The organism is Metabacillus sp. 113a (assembly GCF_050107635.1).
Lineage (GTDB): Bacteria > Bacillota > Bacilli > Bacillales > Bacillaceae > Metabacillus_B.
On the sequence record NZ_JBNILJ010000001.1, the window covers coordinates 526,894 to 551,383 of the forward strand.

General features: G+C 46.7%; 20 protein-coding genes. 16 read left to right on the top strand and 4 right to left on the bottom strand.

Annotation, left to right across the window (positions count from 1 at the left end):
• The first annotated feature begins 186 nt into the window (after positions 1 to 186).
• The 12 genes from murQ (at position 187) to hutG (ending at position 16,058) form a co-directional block, all read left to right on the top strand.
• A complete protein-coding gene (gene murQ, locus ACQCVE_RS02810) occupies positions 187 to 1,110 on the top strand; it encodes an N-acetylmuramic acid 6-phosphate etherase (protein WP_426861522.1) in 924 nt (307 codons plus the stop codon).
• Complete coding sequence (locus ACQCVE_RS02815) at positions 1,107 to 1,964, top strand: MurR/RpiR family transcriptional regulator (RefSeq protein WP_426844232.1); 858 nt, start codon at positions 1,107 to 1,109, stop codon at positions 1,962 to 1,964. Before murQ ends, ACQCVE_RS02815 begins: the two co-directional genes overlap by 4 nt.
• Before the next feature lie 28 nt (positions 1,965 to 1,992).
• On the top strand, positions 1,993 to 3,360 hold the full coding sequence (locus ACQCVE_RS02820) for a PTS transporter subunit EIIC (protein WP_426861523.1): 1,368 nt from the start codon (positions 1,993 to 1,995) through the stop codon (positions 3,358 to 3,360).
• Positions 3,357 to 4,379, top strand: coding sequence for a MupG family TIM beta-alpha barrel fold protein (locus tag ACQCVE_RS02825; protein WP_426861524.1), 1,023 nt, complete (start codon positions 3,357 to 3,359; stop codon positions 4,377 to 4,379). The genes ACQCVE_RS02820 and ACQCVE_RS02825 overlap by 4 nt, the downstream gene beginning before the upstream one ends.
• 19 nt (positions 4,380 to 4,398) lie before the next feature.
• A complete protein-coding gene (gene pbp4b / locus ACQCVE_RS02830; protein ID WP_426861525.1) occupies positions 4,399 to 5,766 on the top strand; it encodes a penicillin binding protein PBP4B in 1,368 nt (455 codons plus the stop codon).
• A 78-nt stretch (positions 5,767 to 5,844) separates the two neighbouring features.
• The gene (locus tag ACQCVE_RS02835; RefSeq protein WP_426861527.1) at positions 5,845 to 7,797 is read left to right on the top strand and encodes a glycoside hydrolase family 3 N-terminal domain-containing protein; all 1,953 of its coding nucleotides are present in this window, start codon (positions 5,845 to 5,847) and stop codon (positions 7,795 to 7,797) included.
• Between the two features lie 132 nt (positions 7,798 to 7,929).
• Positions 7,930 to 9,165, top strand: a complete 1,236-nt coding sequence (locus tag ACQCVE_RS02840; protein ID WP_426861529.1) for an exo-beta-N-acetylmuramidase NamZ family protein — start codon at positions 7,930 to 7,932, stop codon at positions 9,163 to 9,165.
• A 783-nt stretch (positions 9,166 to 9,948) separates the two neighbouring features.
• Positions 9,949 to 10,386, top strand: a complete 438-nt coding sequence (gene hutP, locus ACQCVE_RS02845) for a hut operon transcriptional regulator HutP (protein WP_426861531.1) — start codon at positions 9,949 to 9,951, stop codon at positions 10,384 to 10,386.
• Positions 10,387 to 10,678: 292 nt separating this feature from the next.
• A complete protein-coding gene (hutH, locus tag ACQCVE_RS02850; protein WP_426861533.1) occupies positions 10,679 to 12,217 on the top strand; it encodes a histidine ammonia-lyase in 1,539 nt (512 codons plus the stop codon).
• Positions 12,199 to 13,878, top strand: coding sequence for a urocanate hydratase (hutU, locus tag ACQCVE_RS02855; protein WP_426861535.1), 1,680 nt, complete (start codon positions 12,199 to 12,201; stop codon positions 13,876 to 13,878). The genes hutH and hutU overlap by 19 nt, the downstream gene beginning before the upstream one ends.
• The gene (gene hutI, locus ACQCVE_RS02860) at positions 13,871 to 15,139 is read left to right on the top strand and encodes an imidazolonepropionase (protein ID WP_426861768.1); all 1,269 of its coding nucleotides are present in this window, start codon (positions 13,871 to 13,873) and stop codon (positions 15,137 to 15,139) included. Before hutU ends, hutI begins: the two co-directional genes overlap by 8 nt.
• Positions 15,117 to 16,058: a formimidoylglutamase gene (hutG, locus tag ACQCVE_RS02865; RefSeq protein ID WP_426844274.1), complete on the top strand. Its 942-nt coding sequence runs from the start codon at positions 15,117 to 15,119 to the stop codon at positions 16,056 to 16,058. Before hutI ends, hutG begins: the two co-directional genes overlap by 23 nt.
• A gap of 30 nt (positions 16,059 to 16,088) precedes the next feature.
• Here the strand turns inward: hutG and ACQCVE_RS02870 are convergent, their stop codons facing one another.
• The 4 genes from ACQCVE_RS02870 to ACQCVE_RS02885 form a co-directional block, all read right to left on the bottom strand.
• A complete protein-coding gene (locus ACQCVE_RS02870; protein WP_426861537.1) occupies positions 16,089 to 17,420 on the bottom strand; it encodes an APC family permease in 1,332 nt (443 codons plus the stop codon).
• A gap of 268 nt (positions 17,421 to 17,688) precedes the next feature.
• The gene (locus tag ACQCVE_RS02875; RefSeq protein ID WP_426861539.1) at positions 17,689 to 18,897 is read right to left on the bottom strand and encodes an iron-containing alcohol dehydrogenase; all 1,209 of its coding nucleotides are present in this window, start codon (positions 18,895 to 18,897) and stop codon (positions 17,689 to 17,691) included.
• Positions 18,898 to 18,959: 62 nt separating this feature from the next.
• A complete protein-coding gene (gene aldA / locus ACQCVE_RS02880) occupies positions 18,960 to 20,399 on the bottom strand; it encodes an aldehyde dehydrogenase (protein ID WP_426861540.1) in 1,440 nt (479 codons plus the stop codon).
• A gap of 17 nt (positions 20,400 to 20,416) precedes the next feature.
• The gene (locus tag ACQCVE_RS02885) at positions 20,417 to 21,559 is read right to left on the bottom strand and encodes a mandelate racemase/muconate lactonizing enzyme family protein (protein ID WP_426844278.1); all 1,143 of its coding nucleotides are present in this window, start codon (positions 21,557 to 21,559) and stop codon (positions 20,417 to 20,419) included.
• 498 nt (positions 21,560 to 22,057) lie between these two features.
• Here ACQCVE_RS02885 and ACQCVE_RS02890 point away from each other — a divergent pair, with 498 nt between their 5' ends.
• The 4 genes from ACQCVE_RS02890 (at position 22,058) to ACQCVE_RS02905 (ending at position 24,458) form a co-directional block, all read left to right on the top strand.
• The gene (locus ACQCVE_RS02890) at positions 22,058 to 22,837 is read left to right on the top strand and encodes a helix-turn-helix domain-containing protein (RefSeq protein WP_426861541.1); all 780 of its coding nucleotides are present in this window, start codon (positions 22,058 to 22,060) and stop codon (positions 22,835 to 22,837) included.
• Positions 22,838 to 22,954: 117 nt separating this feature from the next.
• On the top strand, positions 22,955 to 23,215 hold the full coding sequence (locus tag ACQCVE_RS02895; protein ID WP_426844280.1) for a metal-sensitive transcriptional regulator: 261 nt from the start codon (positions 22,955 to 22,957) through the stop codon (positions 23,213 to 23,215).
• A gap of 167 nt (positions 23,216 to 23,382) precedes the next feature.
• Positions 23,383 to 23,865, top strand: a complete 483-nt coding sequence (locus ACQCVE_RS02900; protein WP_426844281.1) for a DsrE/DsrF/DrsH-like family protein — start codon at positions 23,383 to 23,385, stop codon at positions 23,863 to 23,865.
• A gap of 20 nt (positions 23,866 to 23,885) precedes the next feature.
• Positions 23,886 to 24,458, top strand: coding sequence for a sulfurtransferase TusA family protein (locus ACQCVE_RS02905; RefSeq protein ID WP_426861543.1), 573 nt, complete (start codon positions 23,886 to 23,888; stop codon positions 24,456 to 24,458).
• Positions 24,459 to 24,490: the final 32 nt, after the last annotated feature.

Sequence of the window (24,490 nt, forward strand, 5' to 3'; positions counted from 1 at the left end):
ACGTGTGAAGGTGCCACAGCCCAAAGGCTTTTGCTTTAAAAAGGTATATAATAATTCCTAACACTAAAACATAATTTCAATTTTTTAAAAATATTATTGAAATAAATATTCAAATTAACGTATAATCATAGTAAGCAATCAGTTTTCAGAATATTTGGCAGGAGAGCCGGGAGGTAGCAGACGTTAATGGAAAAGCAGCTGAGGAAGCTTACGACAGAGCAGCGAAACAAAAAGTCAATGAATATGGACCAGGCTGATACTTTAGATATTTTATCAATGATGAATGCGGAAGATCAGCAGGTGGCTTTGGCAGTCGAAAAAGTGCTGCCTCTAGCCAGCAAAGCGGCAGATTGTGCTGCCGCCTCGTTATTAAGAGGCGGCAGGCTGATTTATATGGGAGCAGGGACGAGCGGCAGGCTGGGGATATTGGATGCGGTTGAATGTCCTCCGACCTTTGGAACAGCTCCTGATCAGGTTGTGGCCGTTATGGCGGGTGGAGAAGGAGCATTTTTAAAAGCCGCAGAAGGGGCTGAAGATTCTGCCGCACAAGGGAAAAAAGACTTGATGGCCATCGGCCTTTCCAGCAAAGATACAGTTATCGGAATCGCAGCGAGCGGGAGAACTCCTTATGTAGCAGGCGGGCTTGAGTATGCGGGGGAAATAGGAGCAGCAACCGTAGCGCTATCCAGTAATGAAGGCGCTTACATTAGCACTTTTGCCCAGCACCGGATTGAGGTCATTACCGGACCGGAAGTATTGACCGGCTCTACAAGACTCAAGGCCGCTACAGCTCACAAAATGATTTTGAACATGATTTCTACAGCAGCAATGGTGAAAGCCGGAAAAGTGTATGAAAACCTGATGATTGATGTCCATGTCAGCAACCATAAGCTCAAGGAAAGAGCGATTTCCATTATTGAAACGATAACAGGCGTAACAAATGAAAAAGCGGAAGAAATTCTTGAGCAGTCCGGGCTGCAGGTCAAAAAAGCGATTGTCATGATTCAAACCGGCACGGATGCTGCCGCTGCTCAAAAGCTCCTGGACGAACACAATGGAAATGCGAGAAGTGCGATTGCTTCACAATCCGGAAAGAACTTGCCGCTGTGACAAAAGGGGGGCTGGCCATTATACAGCAAACCATCGGGAGGCTTCCAGGATCGGAAAGGAAAATAGCGCAGTACATACTGGATCATCCGCATGAGGCCGTAAATTCAACCGTCAGCCAAATAAGCGTTTCATCCGGCACGAGCGGGGCAGCGGTCGTGCGGCTGTGCAAATCACTTGGTTTAAAGGGGTTTCAGGACTTAAAGCTTCGGATTGCCGGGGATTTGCTTAAACCGGCTGAACATGGCTACCGCGACATTGCCCCGGGGGAATCCTTGTATTCCACAGCGATGAAAACAGCAAGCAACAGTGTTCAGGCAATTACAGACACCTCTGAAATTATTGATTTCACTCAGCTCGAGATAGCAGTCCAGCTATTGAATGAGGCAAAAACGGTCCACTTTTTCGGAGTAGGGGCTTCAGGGATTGTAGCAGCCGATGCCCAGCAAAAATTGCTGAGGATCAGCAAAAATGCCACCTCCTTCAGCGATCTGCATTTAGTGGCTACGCTAATTGCCAATGCGGAAGAAAGGGATGTGCTGTTTGCTGTATCCTATTCCGGGGAAACGCCGGAAATTATTAAAATCCTGAAGCTTGCGAAAGAAAAGGGGGTGAAAACAATTGGCCTGACCCACTTCGGCCAATCCGCAATGACCGCACTGTGTGATGTATGCCTTTATACATCAAGCTCGAGTGAAGCGCCTTTTAGAAGCGCAGCCACTTCCTCGCGTCTGTCGCAGCTGTATATGATTGACGTTCTGTTTCTTGGGATGGCAGCGCTGCAATACAGTGAGACCGTTCAGTACATTGACAATACGAGAGAAGCAATCCACTCGATTACCAAGAAAGAAAAATAGAATCGACTTCATTGGGGGAGGGTTTTTGATGGGAAAAAGAGATGAATCTTACAAACTTGCGGCAGAAATCGCCGAAAAACTCGGCGGCAAGGGGAATGTCGCTTCATACGCGAATTGCATGACAAGACTTAGAGTAAAGGTGAAGGATGAGTCGCTCGTCGACAGGGATGGCCTTAAACGGATTGAGGGGGTATTCGGGGTCGTAGAGGAAGACACGTTCCAGATCATTGTAGGGCCAGGGACAGTGAATCAAGTGGCAGATGAGTTTGGGAGGCTCACGGGAGAAACAGAAGATTTTGATTTAAAGCAGGCAGCCGCTTCAAATAAAGCTGAAGTGAACAAAAAGAACGCCACACCCTTTAAGCAATTTTTAAGAAGAATTGCAAACATCTTTATCCCGCTGATTCCTGCGCTGGTGGCATCCGGGCTTATAACAGGGATTACAAAGGCCGTTATTCAGGCAGAGTGGCTCGCCGCCGACTCGCAAACCGCACTCATTTTAACAGCAATCGGCGGAGGATTATTTGCCTACCTTGGAATTTTGGTCGGATTTAACGCAGCGAAGGAGTTTGGAGGATCTCCGGCACTTGGAGCTCTTGCGGGAATCCTGATAATCAACCCTGCGATAGCGGATATTTCACTGTTTGGCGAAAATCTGCTTCCCGGCCGCGGGGGACTTGTTGGCGTTTTATTTGCTGCCATCTTTATGGCGGTGGTTGCAAAGCGGGTCCGGACGTTTATCCCTAAATCATTAGATATTATTCTGACTCCGACCATTGCGCTTCTCGTTACCGGTTTATGTACGTATGTTCTCTTTATGCCGGTAGGAGGCTGGATTTCAGAAGGGATTACCGGCGGTTTGCTGGCTGTATTGGATGTTGGAGGACCCGGTGCTGGATTTGTATTGGGAGCCACCTTCCTTCCTCTTGTAGTAACAGGGCTCCACCAAGGCTTAACCCCGGTTCACCTGGAGCTGATCAATTCGATCGGTGACGATCCGCTGCTGCCAATTCTGGCGATGGGGGGAGCAGGTCAGGTTGGAGCCGCTTTTGCCATTTTTGCGAAAACAAAGAAAAAAAGGTTAAAAAGAGCTGTTGGAGGAGGGCTTCCTGCAGGAATGCTCGGGATTGGAGAACCGCTTATTTTCGGCGTAACTTTGCCCCTGGGCCGTCCGTTCCTGACTGCTTGCCTGGGAGCCGGAGTCGGAGGAGCTTTTCAGGCATATTTCAGCATTGCGACAACATCGATTGGCGTATCTGGAATTCCGCTCCTCTTCCTCGTCCACGCCAATGAAATTGTGCTGTATTTGCTCGGACTGCTCATTTCTTATGGAGCTGGATTTCTCTTCACGTATCTATTTGGCTTTAAGGATGAAATGGCCAGTGAATTTACATGATCTGCATTTCCTTCTACTTGAATGATCCACTCGCTGCTGAAAAGATTCGGGAGGCAGGGAAAATGGGGGTAAAGAAAGCCTTTACCTCCCTTCATATCCCGGAAGATAAGGGGGATCTTGCAGCAGAAGCTAAGAGCCTTCTTGAAGCTGCAAGACAAGAGGGGATCCAGGTATATGCTGATGTGTCCGCAGAAACTCCTTCCAGGCTGAACCTTAACAGTATGAATGATTTACCTTCACTTGGCATAACAGGCTTGCGCCTCGATGATGGGTTCTCGCTTGAGGAGATGGCAGGACTCAGCCGGATGTTTTCCATCGCGGTTAACGCAAGCACAGTATTTGAAAAGGATCTAAAAGAATTATTGTCTGCCGGGATCGAGCCAGAAAAGATCATTGCCTGGCATAATTTTTATCCGCGCAGGGAAACGGGTCTGGATGACGTTTTTTTTGCAAATCAAAACCGTGTTTTTGCCCTTTATGGAATCCAAACCGCTGCTTTTATTCCGGGAACGGGCAGGAAGCGCGGCCCTTTGAGAGAAGGCCTGCCTACGCTTGAAAAGCACCGGAATGGCAATCCGCTTCACTCTGCAGTTGAGCTCGAGACACTGGGGACAGACAACATTTTTATAGGTGACCCAGACTTTACCGGGGAGCTGTTGGCTGATTTAGTAACCTATTCGAAGGAAAAGACGATTAAACTTAAAGCCAGATGCGATCATTCTGCAGAAGGCTTTTATCGTGTAAGGCCGGATCTTTCCAGGGATGTCATCCGTTTGCTTGATACCCGGTCTAAAAACCCTGTGCTGCCCCTCGCCTCAAAGGAGCGGAGGAAGGGTTCGATTACTATGGACAATGACCTTTACGGTAGATACCGGGGAGAAATACAGATTGTGAAAAGAGATTTGCCTGAGGATAAAAGAGTAAATGTAGTAGGAACCATTGAAATGGATGATATGCGGGTCCTTGATTTAATACAGTCTGATCATTCGCTTTTGATTGAGAGGATACGAGATGAATAGATAAGGGGATGAGCCGAAAATGAAAGGAAAAAGTCTGGCTTCACTGATTACCTTGGCGCTGATGGCACCTGCAGCCTTACAGGCAGAACCTGTTAGCGCTTCTGTTCAAGCTGAGCAATTGCAGGGCGAGCATAAAAAAGGGGGCACCGTACTGAAGGAAGTAAAAAAACCGGAGGACGCTGGATTTTCTTCCTTTGGACTTAAACGGGTGGACAAGCTGATTGAAGACGAGATACAAAAAGGATTTCCAGGTGCAGCCCTTATAGTCATCAAGGACGGCAAAATAGTCAAGAACAAAACATACGGGTACAAAAAAAAGTACAATGGACTGGCCATCCTCAAAAATCCTGAAAAGGTAAAAAAAGATACGTTGTTTGACTTAGCCTCGAACACCAAAATGTATGCTGCCAATTTTGCCCTCCAAAAGCTTGTTACGGAGGGGAAAATAAAGCTTGAAGATAAGGTCAGGACCTACATTCCGGAATTCCGGGATCAGGAGACTGATAGGATTAAAGGAAAAGATACTCTTAAAATAGTGGATGTTCTTCATCATACCGCCGGGTTCCCGCCGGATCCCCAGTATCACAACCCGAGAGTTTCAAAGGAGCTTTATTCGCAAAACCGCGAACTTACCATAGCGAACATTTCAAAAACCCCGCTTGCCTATGAGCCGGGTACAAAAAACATCTACAGTGATGTGGATTACATGCTCCTCGGGACCATCGTTGAACGGGTAACAGGAAAACCGCTTGATGAGTATGCGGAAAAACAATTATACAGACCGCTTGGACTGGAACACACTGTTTTTAATCCCCTTCAAAAGGGATTCAAACCGAAGGATGCTGCTGCCACGGAATTGATGGGCAATACCCGAGATGGTGTAATTGATTTTCCGAATATTCGCACTTATACCCTGCAGGGAGAAGTGCATGATGAGAAGGCTTATTATTCTATGGGCGGGGTTTCTGGCCATGCCGGCTTATTCTCAAATACTCAGGATATGGCTGTCCTTCTGCAAACGATGCTGAATGGGGGAACCTACGGAAAAACCGAGCTTTTCAGCAAACGGACAGCTAAGGAATTTGTAAAGCCTTCCTCTCTGAATCCTACCTATGGGCTAGGCTGGAGGCTGAATGGGAATGAGAGCATGGAGTGGATGTTTGGGCCTCATGCAAGCAAGAGAGCATTCGGGCATACTGGATGGACAGGGACCGTAACAATTCTCGATCCTAAATATGATCTTGGCATCGTGCTGCTGACAAATAAAAAACATTCTCCATTAGTCAATGCTGCTGCTGATTCGAACACATTTGAAGGGGATCAATTTCAAACAGGTAAATATGGCAGTGTCGTAACAGCTGTCTATGAAGCCATGCTGAGATATTAAGCAGATTCAAATGGAAATTACAGAAAGCGCTTACTTAGCGTTTTTTGTGTAAATACTAACCCCTTATAGGAGGATTATATGAAAAAAACACATCTATTAACATATGGTTTGGTTTCGGCTCTCGTCCTTTCGGCGTTTACAGGCTTAAAACCGGCCGTGCAGGCTGAAGAATCCGGGAGCAGGCTGGCAGAAGCGGCCGAGCGTGCAGCTGACAGTATGACACTTGAAGAAAAGGTAGGCCAGATGCTGATGCCTGATTTCAGGAACTGGAAAAAGCAAGGAGAGGAAAAGGCGACGGGCTTCACAGAAATGAACCAGGAAGTCGGAGGCATCATTAAAAAATACCATCTTGGCGGGGTTATCCTTTTTGCCGAAAATGTTGTAGATACAGAGCAGACGGTCCGCCTCGCTGACGGTCTTCAGAAAGCCAGTGAAAACATCCCGCTCTTTGTCACAATTGATCAGGAGGGCGGGATTGTAACGCGTCTCCAATCCGGGACGAACCTGCCAGGAAATATGGCGCTCGGGGCGGGGCGCAGCAAAAAAAACGCCTATAACGCAGGTTCGATTACAGGAAAAGAACTTGATTCTCTAGGAATCAATGTCAACTTCGCTCCCTCCTTGGATGTAAACAATAACCCGGCTAATCCTGTGATTGGGGTCCGTTCATTCAGCAGCAACCCGGAACTTGTGGCCTCACTCGGAGTACAGACCATTAAGGGACTACAGGATCAAAACATCGCAACCACTGCTAAGCATTTCCCCGGGCACGGGGATACGGCTGTTGACTCCCATTACGGACTTCCGATGGTTACCCATAATAAAGAACGATTAAAGAAAGTTGAGTTGTACCCTTTTCAAAAAGCCATCGAACAGGATGTCGATATGATTATGACGGCGCACGTTCAATTTCCGGCGATCGATGACACGACGTATACGAGCAAAAAGGACGGCCAGCAAATTATGGTGCCTGCTACACTTTCCCGTAAGGTTCTAACGGACCTCCTGAAAGACGAGATGGGCTTTGAAGGAGTCGTTGTCACCGATGCCCTCAATATGAAAGCCATTGCCGAAAACTTTGGGCAGACAGAGGCAGTTATTATGGCGATTAATGCCGGGGTTGATATCGCACTTATGCCCGCACCTGTCACTTCTCTGGAAACTGAAAAAAATCTGGCAGAAGTGTATAACGGCGTAATGGAAGCGGTGAAATCCGGAGAGATCCCGATGAGCGAAATCGATGATTCTGTTGAAAAAATTCTGGAATTAAAAATGAAGCGGGGCATTTATGATCCGGGCGCAGCGGATTCCCAGTCGTCCATTGATGATAAAATCAGCAAGGCCAAAAAGACAGTAGGCAGCATGAAGCATTACCACATGGAGAAGAAAATGGCGCTGGATGCCGTGACTCTTCTTAAAAACGAAAACCGGACCCTCCCCTTTAAGCCAAAGAAAAATGAAAAAGTATTAATTCTTGCCCCATTTGAGGATCAGGCAGAGGCGATGAGAAGAACGATCACAGAGCTTTATTCCAAGCAGCGAATCAATCGTGTGAAGATTGAGAGTCTTAGTTTTTCCGGAAAGGTATTCGACAAGGCCATTGCCAAAGAAATTGATCAGGCTGATTATGTCATCACCGGTTCATATGTTGTCAAAAATGACCCGGCCGTCAATGACGGAGTGATCGATGATACTATAACAGACTCCAGCAAATGGGCCACTGTGTTCCCGCGTGCAGCCATGAATTATTCTCAGAAACAGGATAAAAAATTTGTACTGATGAGCCTCAGGAACCCTTATGACACGGCTAATTTTGAAGAAGCTAAGGCCGTCATTGCTGTCTATGGTTTTAAAGGCTATTCTAATGGACGGTTCCGCCAGCCAAATATTCCAGCGGGGATCGAGACCATTTTCGGGTTATCGCAGCCTAAAGGAAAACTGCCTGTTGAGATCCCATCCGTCACTGATCCTGGAGAGCTTTTATACGACTATGGCTACGGATTAAACTTTAACGGAAAACCTCTTAAATAGGAAAAAGAAACAGGGAATAAGCATCCTGCGGAATACCGGAACCCTCCGCAGGTGCTATTTTCCAATCAAGAAGCATGTTAACAGACTTAATCTAATAGAGAACTTTTTAAGCAGATGGGAGAGGAAAAGCTTATGAAAAAATGGATGATGGCACTAATGGCAGGAGTGCTTGCCATTGGAATGGCAACGTCCGCTGATGCATCCTGGTTTAAAAAGGAAAAAGCGAAAAAAGTGGTGACTGGAGCTGAGATGCTTTTTAAGCAGCATCAAAAACTCATTAAAGGCAAGCGGATCGGCCTGATTACAAATCCTACGGGCGTTGACCGGAATTTGAAGAGCATCGTTGACATTGCTGCTGGAAGCAAAGATACAGAACTTACGGCTTTATTTGGTCCGGAGCATGGGGTAAGAGGAGATGCGCAGGCAGGTCAGTATGTAGAATACTATATCGACGAAAAAACAGGGGTTCCTGTATACAGTTTATATGGCCAGACAAAAAAACCGACTCCGGAAATGCTGAAAAATGTCGATGTTCTGCTGTTTGACATCCAGGATGTGGGGACTCGCTACTACACGTATATTTACACAATGGCCTATGCGATGGAAGCGGCAAAAGAGAAGGGGATCCCGATCATTGTACTGGACCGGCCCAATCCGCTCGGCGGCATTCAAACAGATGGACCGGTTCTGGAACCAGAATTTTCATCTTTTGTCGGCAGATACCCGATCCCGCTCAGACACGGGATGACCGTCGTCGAGCTTGCCACACTGTTTAACAATGAATTTGGCATTGATGCGGATTTAAAAGTAATTAAGATGAAGGGCTGGAAGCGGAATATGGACTTTGACGAAACGAGCCTTCCATTCGTTATGCCTTCACCGAATATGCCGACGATTGAAACTGCCTTTGTTTATCCGGCGACTGGAATGATTGAGGGAACGAATCTCTCTGAAGGACGAGGAACAACCAAGCCCTTTGAACTAATTGGAGCGCCCTTTATCAACAGCTCGGATTTGGCTGAGAAACTGAACCGCTTGAAGCTGCCGGGCGTATCATTCAGAGCAGCCTCCTTTACCCCGACCTTTTCCAAGCACAGCGGAAAACTCTCCCATGGGGTTCAGGTTTATGTAACAGACCGGAAGAAGTTTAAAGCAGTTAAAACGGGTCTTTCCATCGTGAAAACCGTCAAAGACATGTATCCGAATGACTTTCAGTTTTTAGCATCCAATCATTTTAACCTGCTGCTCGGAAACAGCTGGGTGAAGGAAATGCTCATAAATGGTGCTTCTGTAGAAGAGATCGAGAAAAGATACGAAAAAGAACGGAAACAGTTTATGGAAATACGGGAGCAATACTTGATGTATTAAATTTACACGATGCTCCCAGAGCTTAATTTTTAAAAAACGAACCCCGCTTAAATATGAAACAAAAGGAGCTTAAAAGCTCTTGTATGAAAAAGCAAAAAAGCTTAGAGCCATGCTCTGAGCTTTTGTGCTCCTTGGAGAGGGTTCTGCACGGGTTTTTTTCGGATGCAGTAAGCGCAAAGCTTTGCTTCATTCAATGCTTTATTATCATGAATCAGACTTCACCCATACACATAAACGGGATTTGAATTATCCAGCGGCAGGTGTACATGTTCAGGCATTAACGAGGACTGCTTTGAGTATGAGAATCAGTCAGGAAATAGTGCGATTTTTGTCGGAAAGTCGATATAAGTAATTAATGGCCGATTTAATAAAATTTCGGTCGATATATGAAAAGAACCGGTCGATATATCACCGGAATAGGTCGATATCCTGAAAATTAGACCGATATCCTACTCTTTCGTCTTCAGGTATAGCTTACAATGTCTCTTAACCAGCGTAAATTACGCTGGTTTTCCTGGTTCGAAGCAAATAATAGCAAAAGTAAGCTGTCTGGTGCAACCACGCCTCTTGCCAGCCGCACGAAGATGCCGATTGACCAGCAAAACCGGCCTTAACAGGTTTCTTTTTCCAATTATATACAGAGATCCTCCTTTTCCCGGCTAATACGGCGCTATGATAGCAAACTAAAATTTCCCATAACCGATTGACACCGTCCTTGGTCCACCCATAGAATGAAGTTAGATATAAGTAATTAGCTGAAATTTCAAAAAATGAGGACCGCATATGACCATAAAAACATTAATCGGAAAACAGGCTCTCCTTTTGGCGGCACTTACAGAAGAGGAGTTAGTCCAGATGAATCTTTCCTTTCCGGATACTGTGTATTGCCAAGGAAGAATTGGCTCAATGAATTTGCAAAAGGTCATTGCGGCAGTTGAAACGGCTGCTAAGCGGAACGGAATGATTAATGAAGGCTGCTACAGGGAGAACCATGCCCTATACCACGCGGTTCTTGAAGCAATCGAGGGAGTTACCCGCGGACAGACGGCCATTGGTGAGATGAGCAGGACGGTTGGTCTTCGGTTTTCCGTTGTGCGGGGATGGCCTTATGAAGAACAAGCGGAAGGCGAGTGGCTCGCTGTTGCTTTTTACGGTACGATCGGAGCTCCGGTTAAAGGCCTGGAGCATGAAACGTCAGGGCTCGGAATCAATCATATATAAAGCCATTGCCTAGTTTGTTAGTAGCAAGAAGGAGGCGATGATGGTATTTTCGTATGCCATTGTCGGCTCCTTTTTATTTTAGCTCAGTGAAACTCGTCTGCAGATTGCAGGTAGCAGGCATTCGCTGATCCAAGGGCGGTGAGCCCCCTTGCCGCTTTGCGCCTGCGGGGTCTTACCTTTCCCGCTGCTCTTAGCACGGAGTTTCATGCCTTCCACTCCAATCAACAAGGGTTAATAAATCAACATCATACATGAACAAAGCCTTTATCCAAAATACAAAGGTGGGATAAACATGGCAGTCCTTACTGGAGAGTCTCTGACTCTAGATGAAGCAGAAAAAATTTGCCTGATGGGTGAACATGTTGTTCTGAGCCGGGATGCTTTGCGTAAAGTAGAGAAAAGCAGAGAGGCTGTGCTGAGCATAGTCCGCGAGAAAAGGACGGTTTATGGAATCAATACGGGGTTTGGCAAGTTCAGTGACGTGCGCATTAAAGAGGAGGATGTGACCCGGCTCCAGCTGAACCTTATTCGTTCACATGCTTGCGGAACGGGTGATCCCTTTCCTGAATCTGTTTCGAGGGCGATGGTGCTTTTACGGTTAAATGCTTTATTAAAAGGGTTTTCAGGTATCCGTACAGAGGTGGCCGAGCTTCTCGCCGCCCTCTTAAATAAAGGCATACACCCAGTCATTCCCCAGCAGGGGTCACTTGGTGCTTCAGGGGATCTTGCGCCTCTTTCCCATCTTGCCCTCGTCCTAATCGGGGAAGGGCTTGTATTTGATTCCGGGAAAATCACCTGTTCAAAGGAAGGATTGAAAAAGGCTGGACTGGAGCCTCTAACTCTTGAGGCAAAAGAGGGGCTTGCCTTGATCAACGGCACACAGGCAATGACGGCTGCAGGGGTCATTGCCTATCTGGAGGCACGTAAACTCGGTTTTCAGAGTGAGCTCATCGCTTCGTTGACAATGGAGGGACTTGAGGGAATCATGGATGCGTTTCATCCTGCGATCCACGAAGCGAGAGGCTACCCGCAGCAAACAGCTGTTGCCGAGCGAATGCGCACCATTTTAACCGGCAGCAGGCTCGTGACTAAACAGGGGGAAAAACGCGTTCAGGATGCGTATTCCCTGAGGTGTATCCCACAGGTCCATGGCGCATCATGGCAGGCACTGGATTACGTTAAAGAAAAACTGGAAATTGAGATGAACGCAGCAACCGATAATCCGCTTCTTTTTGACGCAGGCAAGACGGTTGTATCGGGAGGGAATTTTCATGGCCAGCCCATCGCAATTTCGATGGACTTGATGAAAATTGCAATGGCGGAGTTTGCCAGTATATCAGAACGGAGAATTGAACGGCTTGTCAATCCGCAGCTAAGCGACCTGCCACCGTTTTTGAGTCCGCAGCCAGGGCTTCAATCGGGGGCAATGATCATGCAGTATTGCGCAGCCTCGCTTGTATCAGAGAATAAGACATTGGCCCATCCGGCAACCGTGGATTCCATTCCTTCTTCTGCGAACCAGGAGGATCACGTCAGCATGGGAACCATTGCGGCAAGACACTGCTATGACATTATTCAGAATACGAGGAAGGTACTGGCCATAGAATGCATTTGCGCCCTTCAGGCTGTTCAATACCGGGGAATTGAAAAAATGGCGCCGGCGACCCGTGATTTTTACGAACAAGCAAGGAAAATTGTTCCACCCATTACAGTTGACAGGATCTTTTCTGGTGATATTGAAAACATGACGGAGTGGCTTAAAAAAAAGCTAGAGCTGTGGACAGCCAGTAAACGGGGAGGGGAGATGGCGAAATGGAAAAGGGACGCATAATCCGGGCTAAACGAGGACGTGAACTGGAGTGCAAGGGATGGGAGCAGGAAGCGGTTTTAAGGATGCTTTGCAACAATCTCGATCCGGAAGTAGCAGAGAAACCGGAGGAGCTCATCGTGTACGGGGGAATTGGAAAAGCGGCTAGAAACTGGAAAGCGTTTGATGCGATCGTACGGACACTGCGTACATTGGAAGCGGATGAAACGATGCTCGTGCAATCGGGGAAACCTGTCGCTGTTTTTAAAACCCATCCACATGCTCCAAGGGTATTGCTTTCCAACTCTGTTCTCGTCCCAAAATGGGCCAATTGGGAGCAGTTCCATGAGCTCGACCGAAAAGGGCTTATGATGTACGGGCAAATGACAGCGGGCAGCTGGATCTATATTGGAACTCAGGGCATTTTGCAAGGAACTTATGAAACGTTCGCTGAAGCGGCCCGCCAGCATTTTGGAGGCACACTGAAAGGAAAGGTAACCCTGACCGCCGGACTGGGAGGAATGGGCGGAGCCCAGCCTCTTGCTGTTACGATGAACGGGGGAGTTTGTCTCGCGGTGGAAATGGATCCGGACCGCATCCAAAAGAGGCTGGATACGAAATACTGTGATAAATGGGCAACTAGTCTGAATGAAGCGATTGAATGGGCCATTGAAGCTAAACGGGAGGGTACGGCGGTTTCCATTGCTATTCAGGGCAATGCAGCAGATCTTTATAGAGAGCTGCTGGCACGGGATATAAAGATCGATTTAGTGACAGATCAGACCTCTGCTCATGACCCCCTAAACGGCTACATCCCGTCTGGCATGACCTTACAGGAAGCAAATGCTCTCAGGGGGAGTGACGAGAAAAAATATGTAAAGAAAGCTTCTCAATCTATGGCGACCCATGTTGAGGCGATGCTCGAATATAAACGGCGGGGTGCAGTCGTCTTTGACTATGGAAACAACATCCGTCAGGCAGCTAAAGATCAAGGAGTAGAAGATGCATTCAGCATCCCCGGATTTGTGCCTGCCTACATCCGGCCATTGTTCTGTGAAGGAAAAGGTCCTTTTCGCTGGGTTGCTCTGTCGGGAGACCCGGAGGACATTTACCGTACGGACGCTTTAGTAAAGGAGTTGTTCCCGTCTAATCAGCCGCTCCTGCGCTGGATCACTATGGCTCAGGAGAAAGTATCATTTCAGGGACTTCCGTCTAGAATCTGCTGGCTCGGCTATGGGGAGAGAGCCAGGATGGGGCTCTCGATCAATGATTTGGTCAGGCGGGGGGAATTAAAGGCTCCTGTTGTCATTGGGAGGGATCATTTGGATTGCGGTTCCGTCGCCTCCCCAAACAGAGAAACGGAGGCCATGAAGGATGGAAGTGACGTTATAGGGGACTGGGCTGTATTAAATGCTTTGATTAATACCGCGGCCGGAGGTTCATGGATTTCTCTCCACCATGGGGGAGGGGTAGGAATGGGATACTCTCTTCACGCAGGCATGGCAGTGGTAGCGGATGGAAGCGAACTGGCAAAGGAACGCCTTGGGAGGGTGCTTGCCTCCGATCCCGGAATGGGAATTGTCCGGCATGCCGATGCAGGCTATGAAAAAGCCGTTACGTCAGCAGCTATACACGGAATCCGGATTCCCATGCAAAAGAAAGGATGGAATGGGGATGGTGCATGATTTCCTGCTCTATAACATTGGACAGCTGATTTTGCCGGCAGCATCGGAAAAACCGCTTAAAGGAAAGGAAATGAACAACCTGAGGGTTTTAAAAAACGCTGCAATGGCCGTCATGGGCGGCTGTGTATCCTGGACCGGTTCTACGGAAGAAGCAGAAGGGCATCTCGCAAAAATAAAGCGGAATGCAAAGGGCAGGCTGGTTACTCCGGGACTTGTCGACCCGCATACCCATCTTGTATTCGGAGGAAGCAGAGAAAACGAAATGGCACTGAAACAAGCCGGAATCCCATATTTGGAAATATTAGCGGGCGGAGGAGGCATCCTGTCAACGGTTGAGGCAACCCGTCAAACTTCCCTGAGAGAATTGGTCCAGAAAGCTTCCTTTCACCTGGAACGGATGATCTCACATGGTGTGACGTCTTTGGAAGTTAAAAGCGGGTATGGACTGGACCGGGAAACTGAGCTTAAACAGCTGACAGCGGTTAAGAGGCTTCAGGACCAATACCCGGTCCGCATGGCTGCGACTTTTCTCGGTCCCCATGCCATTCCTCCTTCACATAAGGGCATGGAGCTGGAATTCTTAGAGGGAATGATTTTGCTGCTTGAAGAAATTAAGCAGCAAAACTTAGCACAGTTTGCAGATATTTTTTGCGAAACAGGGGTATTTTCAATCGCTCAATCTCGGCATTTTTTAAAAAAAGCTCAAGAGAAAGGGTTCGGAATAAAGATTCATGCAGACGAAATTGACCCGCTTGGAGGCGCCGAGCTTGCGGTTTCTCTCGGAGCTGTAAGCGCAGATCACCTCGTAGCGGCGACTGAAGAAGGAATAAAAAGGCTTTCTGAGAGTGATACAGTCGCTGTTCTTCTTCCGGGCACGACCTTTTATTTAGGAAAAGACATGTATGCAAAGGCCCGAGTGATGATCGATTCAGGTGCCGCCGTAGCTTTAGCAACGGATTTTAATCCGGGAAGCTCGGTTACTGAAAATCTTCAGCTCATCATGTCTTTAGCTGCCCTGAAGCTTAAAATGACAGCAGAAGAGATCTGGAATGCAGTGACGGTAAATGCGGCTCATGCCATCGGGATGGGGGATGAGGCGGGAACACTTGAAAATGGGTGCCGGGCAGACTTTGTCGTCTGGGATGCTCCAAATTATCATTACGTGCCCTATCATTTTGGTGTCAACCATGCTGAGAGTGTTTACAGTGCGGGGATTAAAAGATGGGAGAGGGGAAAGTATGGAACCATTCAGCTTCCTTAAGCCGGGCTGCAGGGCAGAGTTTAAAGACCGGTATACGGTAAAAGCGGCTGAGACCGTCATCCCCTACGAAAAAGGGAGAAAGGGTTCCACAGCACTTATCGGACTTCCCTATTCAAAATCATCGATTTCCTATTCCGAGGCCGCTGAAGCTCCTCAGACAATCCGCACCTGCCTTAACGCATATACTACTTTTTCAAGTGAACGAAACAAGGATTACCGGAATCAGACCATCCTTGATTTCGGCGATGTCCGGGTTCATCCAACCGATGTCACAGAGTCTCTGGACAGGATGCATATCAGTGTAAAGGAAATGATTCTAACGGGATCGTGCGATCGGTTTCTTATTTTGGGGGGCGATCACGGTGTTTCTTATCCTTCAATCCGGGCTTTTAAAGAATGCTTTGGGACGGCCGGAGTCATTCAATTTGATGCCCATCATGATGTGCGCAACTTTGAGGACGGAGGAAAAACAAATGGAACGCCATTTAGAAGCCTTCTGGAAGAGGGAATCATTCACGGACACCATCTCGTACAGATTGGAATCCGGGATTTTTCCAATGCAGAGGTATACTCGAATTATTTGAAAGGAAAAAACACGGCTGTATATACAATGGCCAACATAGAGACAGCCGGTATTGTCCCGATTCTTTTGAGTGAACTGAACCGGCTGGCGGAAGAAACGGACTTTATTTATGTATCCCTGGATATGGACGCAGTAGACCAGGCTTTTGCTCCAGGCTGTCCGGCAATCGGACCGGGGGGATTGACAGACAGGGAGCTGATGGCTGCTGTTTCAGCAGTGTCTGCATGCGAAAAGGTCATAGCGCTGGATATTGTTGAAATTGACCCTTCAAAAGACTTCAGGGACATGACGAGCAGACTCGCTGCGCATGCTGCTATGAGGTTTATTTATCGATAAAAGCGGATTCCCGAACGAATCCGCTTTTGATCAATGAATGTGTTTTTTTCTCATGCCGAAGTAAACTGGCAGACCCAATGCTGTCATACCCAGACCCCACATCGCGAGGACGGGCTGGGTAAAGAGGGTGTTGATGACGATAAACAAACCGCCTGCAATCGCGATAATCGGGAGAATCGGATAGAGTGGAACCTTATATGGACGCACCAGTTCAGGTTCTCTCTTCCGCAAAATCATGACTGCTGCAAACGTCATCGTGTAGAAAATCCAAATAACAAAAACGAGCATATCTGTTAAAGTATTAAATCCGCCAATAAACATCATAATGATCGCAATGGCTAAAATAAAGAGGCCTGAATTGTACGGAACACGGCTTCGGGGAGACAATTTTGCAAACCAGCGGCTGTATGGAAGCTTATTCTCCATGGCCATTGCATAAGGTACTCTCATGCCTGTCATCACATACCCGTTGATGCTTCCAAAGACAGAAATTAAAATTCCAATGCTTACAAGCTTTCCTCCCATTGAACCAAATATAAGCTCAGCTGCATCGGAGGCCGGAGTGTTCGTGCCTGCAAGGGATCCTGCTGTCATAACGGTTAAAAAAGCGACATTGATTAGTAAGTAAACGGCCATGACAGCTGAAAGGCCAAGGATAATGGCTTTAGGCAAATCCTTTTTCGGGTTTTTCATTTCGCCGGCGATATTTCCCACCAGTATCCAGCCGTCATAAGCAAACATCGTAGCAAGCAAACCTGACCCCAGTGCTGTCAGGAAGGTCCGTTCCGGTCCTGCCTCAACAGGAAACAGCTGAAAAGGGACATTGCTGTCGTGAAGCAGGCCGAAAAGAATAATCAGGGCAAGTGGAATGAGTTTGCAGATTGTGGCTATGGTTTGGATCCCGCCAGCTGCTTTCGCCCCAAGGAAATTTAACAGTGTTAAAAAAATTGCAGTGGCTGCCGCAATCACGACGATCAGCATTTTGTTATCATCTGCACTGTAGCCGAATAGACTTGCGGTTTGTGTTCCAAAAATGATGGCCAAGGCGGCAATGTTGGCAGGGAAATAAATGACTGTCTGAGCCCAGCCGAGCAAAAAGGCAGTCAGATTCCCGTATGTTCTTTTTAAGTAAGCCATCATCCCGCCCGTTTGCGGAATCGCAGCGGAAAGCTCGGCAGCGGTTAACCCGGCTATTATGGTCAGAATCCCGCCAATCAGCCATGCGAGCAATCCGAGACTCGCTGAACCTGTAGAATCATATACAGCTGTCGGTTTAAAAAATACTCCAGCTCCAATGACTGTTCCGACTACTGTTGTTAAAGCGGCAAAAAACCCAATCTCTTTCTTCAATTGGTTCTGCACGAAAAACCCCCCTATCCAATCTCCAATAAATTATTTTGTGAAGAATATCACAAAAATATCCAAAAAAAATTTACCAAATCCACATAGTATCTGCTGATCCAGCAGCCATTTTAAAAAATGAAGACGAAAAAAATTTTATCATGGAAACTGCAGTTATACAATGGAAAGTTACGTTTCTGAAAAACTAAAACAGAGGCTTTTCTGCCCCTGTTTTAGCCACTCACTTATCTATTGCTGATTTTCCTGATAAACGGCCCAATCCCGCTCGTCAAGCAGGGGATAGCGGCTGTGTTTTTCCACCTTGCTGAAATGCAATGATTTGCTTAGCAAATCTTTCGAGATCTTCATCTGCCGCATAGCGGCAGTTGTTTCGTCTCATAGGCTGATTTTCCTCTGCCAGACATGCTGCCAGCAGATGAGGAAGGTCTTCAGCTGTAAGCCCGTCTGCAGTTACTTCAAGGTCAATAGGCAAGCTCTCAATCAGTTTCCTGCAGCGAACTGCACCGGCATGAGCGAGTTCTCTGTCTGAATCATAGGAATCCGTAACACCAAACGCACGTGCAGCTTTAGCGAAAACAGCGATTTGGGAACGATCCAGGTTCCACTCATAAGAATGATAAAGGGCGATCGCAACAGCTCTTCCATGGTGTAGACCTCCCGTGGTGCTCAAAGCGTGGCCTATATTGTGAGCGATCCCCGTACCGCCATATTCAATGGCGATTCCCGCGAGCATCGAAGCAATTAGGAGATTTCCTCGGGCATCCAGGTTTTCTTTTTCCCTCATAACAAGCGGAAGATTCTCCGAAACGAGGCGGATAGCATGCAGGCCGGAAGCTTCAATGATCGGATTTGAGGACTGTCCGGTAATAGCCTCGAGCGCATGAACAAGTGCATCAATCCCCGTAGCAGCCGTTAAAAAATCCGGCAGGTTGATTGTCAGCACGGGGTCAAGAACAGCCAGATCCGGCTGCATGTTCTGATCCCAAGCCCATAGCTTCCGGTGATGAGCATCTGAGTATACAGTTGTGCTTGTTACCTCAGCTCCTGTACCAGCTGTTGTCGGAACGGCAATCATCAGCACCTTTTTAGGGGGAAAAGGGTTCGCCATTAATGCGTAATGCTCGGCGCCATGATCTCCTCCAGCAACAAGGGCCGCTGTTTTCGCGGTATCGAGCGGGGAACCGCCGCCGACTGCAATGACGGCATCACTGTCAAATTCCCGAATCAGTGCAGCTGCCTCATCTATATTCTGAAAGGTTGGATTGCTCTTTACTTCGCTGTAGACTTTGCATTCTATGCCGCTTGCAGCGAGGGAATCAATAATTGGCTGAATGAATCCCAAGCTTACGAGTGCATGATCTGTAATAATAACGGCTTTGTTTTTACCGGAAAACTCTTGAATGGGTCCTGCAAGCTCCAGTGACTTGTTTTCACCGTACTGGACACGTGTTTTTAAAAAATATTGAAATTCATTCATCGTTCATCACTCTCCTTCTTGTAACGGAAAAGTTTGTTTCTCTTTTACTGAAGATGTGAAAATTAAAAGTCAAGGTAAACCGTTTTTTTCTGCAAAAATTCTTCAAACCCGTATTTCCCGTCGTCTCCTCCAATGCCGGATTGCTTCCAGCCGGCATGGTACCCTTGAAAGGCTTCTCCTTGCTGGCGATTGACATAAACTTCGCCCGCTTCAATTTCCGTTGTGAGCTTCATGACATATTGGAAGTTGTTTGTATAAACATTTGAAGTCAGCCCGTAAATGGAATCATTCGCATAGCCGATGGCTTCTTCAATCGTGCTAAAAGTTACAATCGGAAGAACAGGTCCAAAGACTTCCTCTTTTACAATCGTCATGTTCTGGATGCAATTGTCCAGCAGGGTAGGGGGGTAGAACGCTTCACTGAACCCTTCAAGAAAATGCCCGCCTGTAATGACTTCCGCTCCCTGTGCTTTAGCCTCTTCAACCAACTGATGAACGCGCTTTGCTTCGTTGCGGTGGACCATACAGCCCATTTGAACATCCGGATTTTCATATCCATCCCCGATGCTGCATGATTCAAATTCGGATTTAAGCTTTTCGATCAGGGCATCTTTCACACTTTCATGAACATAAACTCTTTCGGTGTTGCTGCATACCTGGCCGCTGTTTGCCAGCCGTCCTCCGGCGATTCCTTTTGCAGCTGCATCCAGATCAGCGTCCTCCATCACAATAGCGGGGGCTTTTCCGCCAAGCTCAAGGGAGGTCCGAACCATGTTTTGAGATGCCCGCTCCGCAATTTTTTTCCCAACCTTCGTGCTGCCGGTAAAGGTGATCATATTAATTTGATGAGACCCTGTTAAGGAGTCACCAACCACTTCATCCTCACCTGTCACAACGTTGATGACACCCGGCGGAAAACCAGCCTTTTCCACTATTTTCGCAAATTCCAAAGCGGAAACAGCAGATTTATAGCTTGGTTTAGCAATGACTGTATTTCCTGCAATCAGAGCAGGGGCAAGCTTTCTCATCAGCACATAGATTGGAAAGTTCCATGGCACGATGCATACGACAACACCAAGAGATTCCTTGTAAATTAAAATACGTTCATTGCTCGAATCTGCGTCTACGACAGAGCCTTCGATGCGGCGGGCCCATTGTGAATGGTACTCTGCAAGCTCAGCAGCACCTCCGACCTCTCCTTTGGCTGCCGAGAGCGGTTTCCCCATTTCTTTTGAAATGGCTTCCCCGATCTTTTGCTGGGCGCTTTCTTCTTTTAATAGGTCCGCAAGCTTTCGAACATACCCGCTTCTCTCGATGGAAGGGAGCTTTTTCCACTCTCTGTAAGCGTCATTTGCTGCCTGGATGGCTTTGGCTACATCCTCTTCGGTGCAAGCCGGAAACTCTGCAAATACTTCATCTGTAGAAGGCGTTCGGGCTTCCATTGTCTGTCCGTTAGAGCTGTCTGTAAATGTTCCGTTAATAAATGCCTGATAGCTGTTCATTTTCTTCTCCTCCTCCTTTACTCTTCTTTTTCGCCAACGTACGTATAGTTAATTTCGTACTGTTTAAGAGCTTCTTCATCTAGATCAAATCCGAGACCCGGCTTGCCGGAAGCGCGCAAGTAGCCTTCGCTGTCGACTTTGAGCATTGTATCCGGAGTCTGTATATAATCGCGGCGCTCAATGGACCAGGCTGGCGGATCATATGGAAATTCGATAAAGGGACTGTTGCTTATGCCGAGCACAATATGGAGGTTTGCGATGACGCCAATTCCATTTGTCCATGTATGCGGGCTGTAAATGCTGCCTTTAGCCTGTACATAGTCCGCGATCTTCCTTCCGTACGTGATTCCTCCGCATAAAGCAACGTCAGGCTGATAAACGTCGAGAGATCCCTTATCAGATAAATCTCTGAACTCGTGGAAACGGCGGTTCATTTCGCCTCCTGCGATCCGGACGCTTGTCATTTGACGGAGCCGTGCCATATTTTCGGCATCATCGTGGGGAAGAGGTTCCTCCAGCCAGAATACGTTATATTTCTCAAGTTCCTTCGCTACATTGGCAGCCGTTTTCAAATCCCATGTCCGATCTGTATCCCAAGGCATTTTCCAGCCCTGGTTGGCATCCACCATAATTTCCATTTTATCGCCGATTGCTTTTCTTACTTCTTCCACAACCGCTATATCATCTTTTATGTTGCTGTGGTGAAAACGGATTTTCATCGCTTTAAACCCCTGATCAGCCAGTTTCAGAGCACGCTGTGCACGTTCTTCCTTCGTCACAAGCTCGCCAGTCGAGGCATAGGCAAGCACTTTATCCTGTTTGCCGCCAAGAAGCTTGTATACAGGCTGGCCGGATGCTTTTCCGATAATATCCCATAGAGCGAGGTCGAGAGGCCAAGGGCGGCCGTAGTGAAAATCGATGTTATCCAGCACTTTGGCATGCCGTTCCACATCAAACGGATCCTGGCCGATAAACAAATGCTCATGGCCTTCAAATCCGGTCATTAAGTCGCCGGAGCCTACCCCGGTGATGCCTTCATCCGTATGTACATAAACAAGGGTGGAAGCGAACTGCTTTCTTGGTGCCGGATCCCACGCTGCCTTAAAAGGGGGGTCGAGAGGGAGTAAATAGTGTTTGATTTCAATTCCTGTAATTTTCACGATGATTCCTCCAATGACTATTTTTTATTTGCCTAAAACAAGCTCTGTCCAATAATGGCTGTTCAGCGCTTATGCCTCTTTTATGAATCCCGGCTGTATTCTAAGCTCCATAATGGGTGGACACCTTAAGTTCATCTGTAATCAATCTGTATATCTTTTGCCCGGACGAATGGAAATATGTGATAAAAGAGCCTTGTGCCGGGATATAGTATAGTGGGCAGCATGCGCATAGAAGAAAAGCGTTTAAACCAATCTGAACGAACAAACCATTTTTTCTTTCCCCGCTTTCTGCTCAATAAAACATATAATGCACATAATTTCAAAAAGCAGATTTCCGGATCATCATTATCGAATCGTTTATGCAGCGTGCTCTATTTTCAAATTAAGCTTGAAAAATAAAAGTTTACCTCTTATTGTAGGAACATAAGGAAAATTAAAACATGGATGATATTCTCTTTTTTATATACTTTTTTTCATATAGGGGGCAGGTATTCCACCATGCGTTCAATCGGAAAGCTTAAGATCCATCAGCACACCTACTGGCAATCCCTGGACCAGTTTCTGCTCGAACAGGATACCTATCCGCACTGGAGCATCTTTATTATTGAAAAAGGAAAACTTGGATATCGTGTCCTTGAGGAATCCGGTACCGGGGAGCCAGGAGATTTCCTCCTTTGTCCGCCTGGACTTCCATTAAAAAGAGAGGCTTTAACTTCATTGGATTTTCATTTTTTTCAGTTTGAATGGGAGGAGGAGCATGGAGAATGGCTGTCCGGGAAGTTTACAATCAAGGATAAAGAAAGGCTCCAATCCAATTTTAACTATTTAAAGCGTTACGCCTTCGAGCAGGATGACCATGCGCGCAGAATCAAAGAGCATTATCTGCTGGACTTGTTTTTTCTGTACAGTATAGAAGCTGAAAAAGGAATGATGGAACCGACCAGTGTTCCATTTCAGGACAGGCTGATCTATAAGGCCCTTCTCTATATACGCGAGCATGCATTTGAGCAGATCGCGTTAAATCAGGTTGCTCAGGAAATCGGGCTCAGTCCTGTCCAATTTACAAGGAGGTTCTCACGGAGCACCGGTATGACTCCGAACGACTATGTAACATCAATACGGATCAGACAGGCTAGGGAAATGCTGCTTGAAACGGATAAAACGTTAGATGCCATTGCTAAGGAATGCGGATTTAACAACGGTTTCTACTTGAGCAGGGTTTTTAAGAAAAGAATGAAAATGTCCCCGGCTGCATACAGGAAAACTCACTGGATTTAAATGGGACAAAAGGTTTGAAAGTAAATACTTGAATTTAGTACCTGAGCGGGTATATGATAATCATACTGATTCTGCAGGCATGCCTGCATGATTGTTACATGAAATGAGGTGAACAGGATGGAGTACGATAAAAATATTGTGAACCGTCTAAAGCGGATTGAAGGACAAGTTAAAGGTGTAATCGGAATGATGGAACAGGGGAAGGACTGCAGGGAAATTGTGACTCAGCTTTCTGCTGCACGCAACGCAATCGACAGGACAATGGGGGTCATTGTCAGTCAAAACCTTGAAGAGTGTGTCAGAGAAAACATTGCAAATGGCGAGGGAACCGATCATTTAGTAAAACAGGCTGTAGAGCTTCTTGTAAAAAGCAGGTAAAAAACTTTTGGGTTGACAGTATCGGAACCATTTAGTATTGTTATACCCACAGGGGTAATTTACCTGAGTTTTTTTGTTACTTTATATACCCCTAAGGGTAAAATCTGAGAAACAAAATTTTTTGTCAATAATTATACCCCTCAGGGTAATTAATTGGAGGAATATACATGTCAGAACAGAAGAAAACAACCAACATTATTTTATTCAGCGGTGATTACGATAAAGCAATCGCTGCATACATCATCGCGAACGGAGCTGCAGCATACGATCACGAGGTAACAATCTTTCATACATTCTGGGGATTGAACGCGCTTCGAAAAGATGAACCGCTGACTGTGAAGAAAGGATTCATTGAAAAGATGTTTGGGAAAATGATGCCGCGCGGTGCGGATAGAATGGGACTTTCTAAAATGAATTTTGCAGGTATGGGGCCTAAAATGATCAAGAACGTCATGAAAAAGCACAATGTGATGAGCTTGCCGCAGCTAATCGATATGGCACAGGAGCAAGATATTAAGCTAGTTGCATGCACGATGACCATGGATCTTCTCGGACTGCAGCAAAAAGAGCTGCTCGATAAGATTGAATATGGTGGTGTTGCAGCGTATTTAGCTGATGCAGAGAACGGCAATGTAAACTTGTTCATCTAAACCAACGAGGAGGAATGAAAATGAACCAAATTAAATCTGATGTAACATTAGACGCTAAAGGATTAGCTTGCCCAATGCCGATTGTTAAAACAAAAAAGGCGATTAACGGGCTTGAGCCAGGTCAGGTAATCGAGGTTCAGGCAACGGATAAAGGATCAAAGGCTGACTTAAAGGCATGGGCTGAGAGTACAGGGCATCAATACATCGGTACGATTGAAGAGGGAGAAGTCCTCAAACATTATCTGAGAAAGTCTTCAAGTGAGGAAGCTGCAGAAAAGTCGTTTCCTCATGTTTTAACCAATGAGGAGTTAGAAAAAATCCTTAAAGAGGATTCAAATACTGTTGTCCTTGATGTACGAGAGGAAGCAGAATACGCATTCAGCCATATACCTGGAGCTGTATCCATCCCGCTTGGCGAGTTAAAGAACCGCCTTGGAGAACTGGACAAATCCGCTGGTATCCATGTTGTCTGCCGGACTGGGAGCAGAAGCGATTTGGCCGCTCAGCAGCTGCAATCGGAAGGATTTGAGAAAGTAACCAATGTAGTTCCGGGCATGAGCAGCTGGACTGGTGAAACAACAAGCGTCAAATAAATTTTTTTAATTAACTTTATACTATAGGGGGT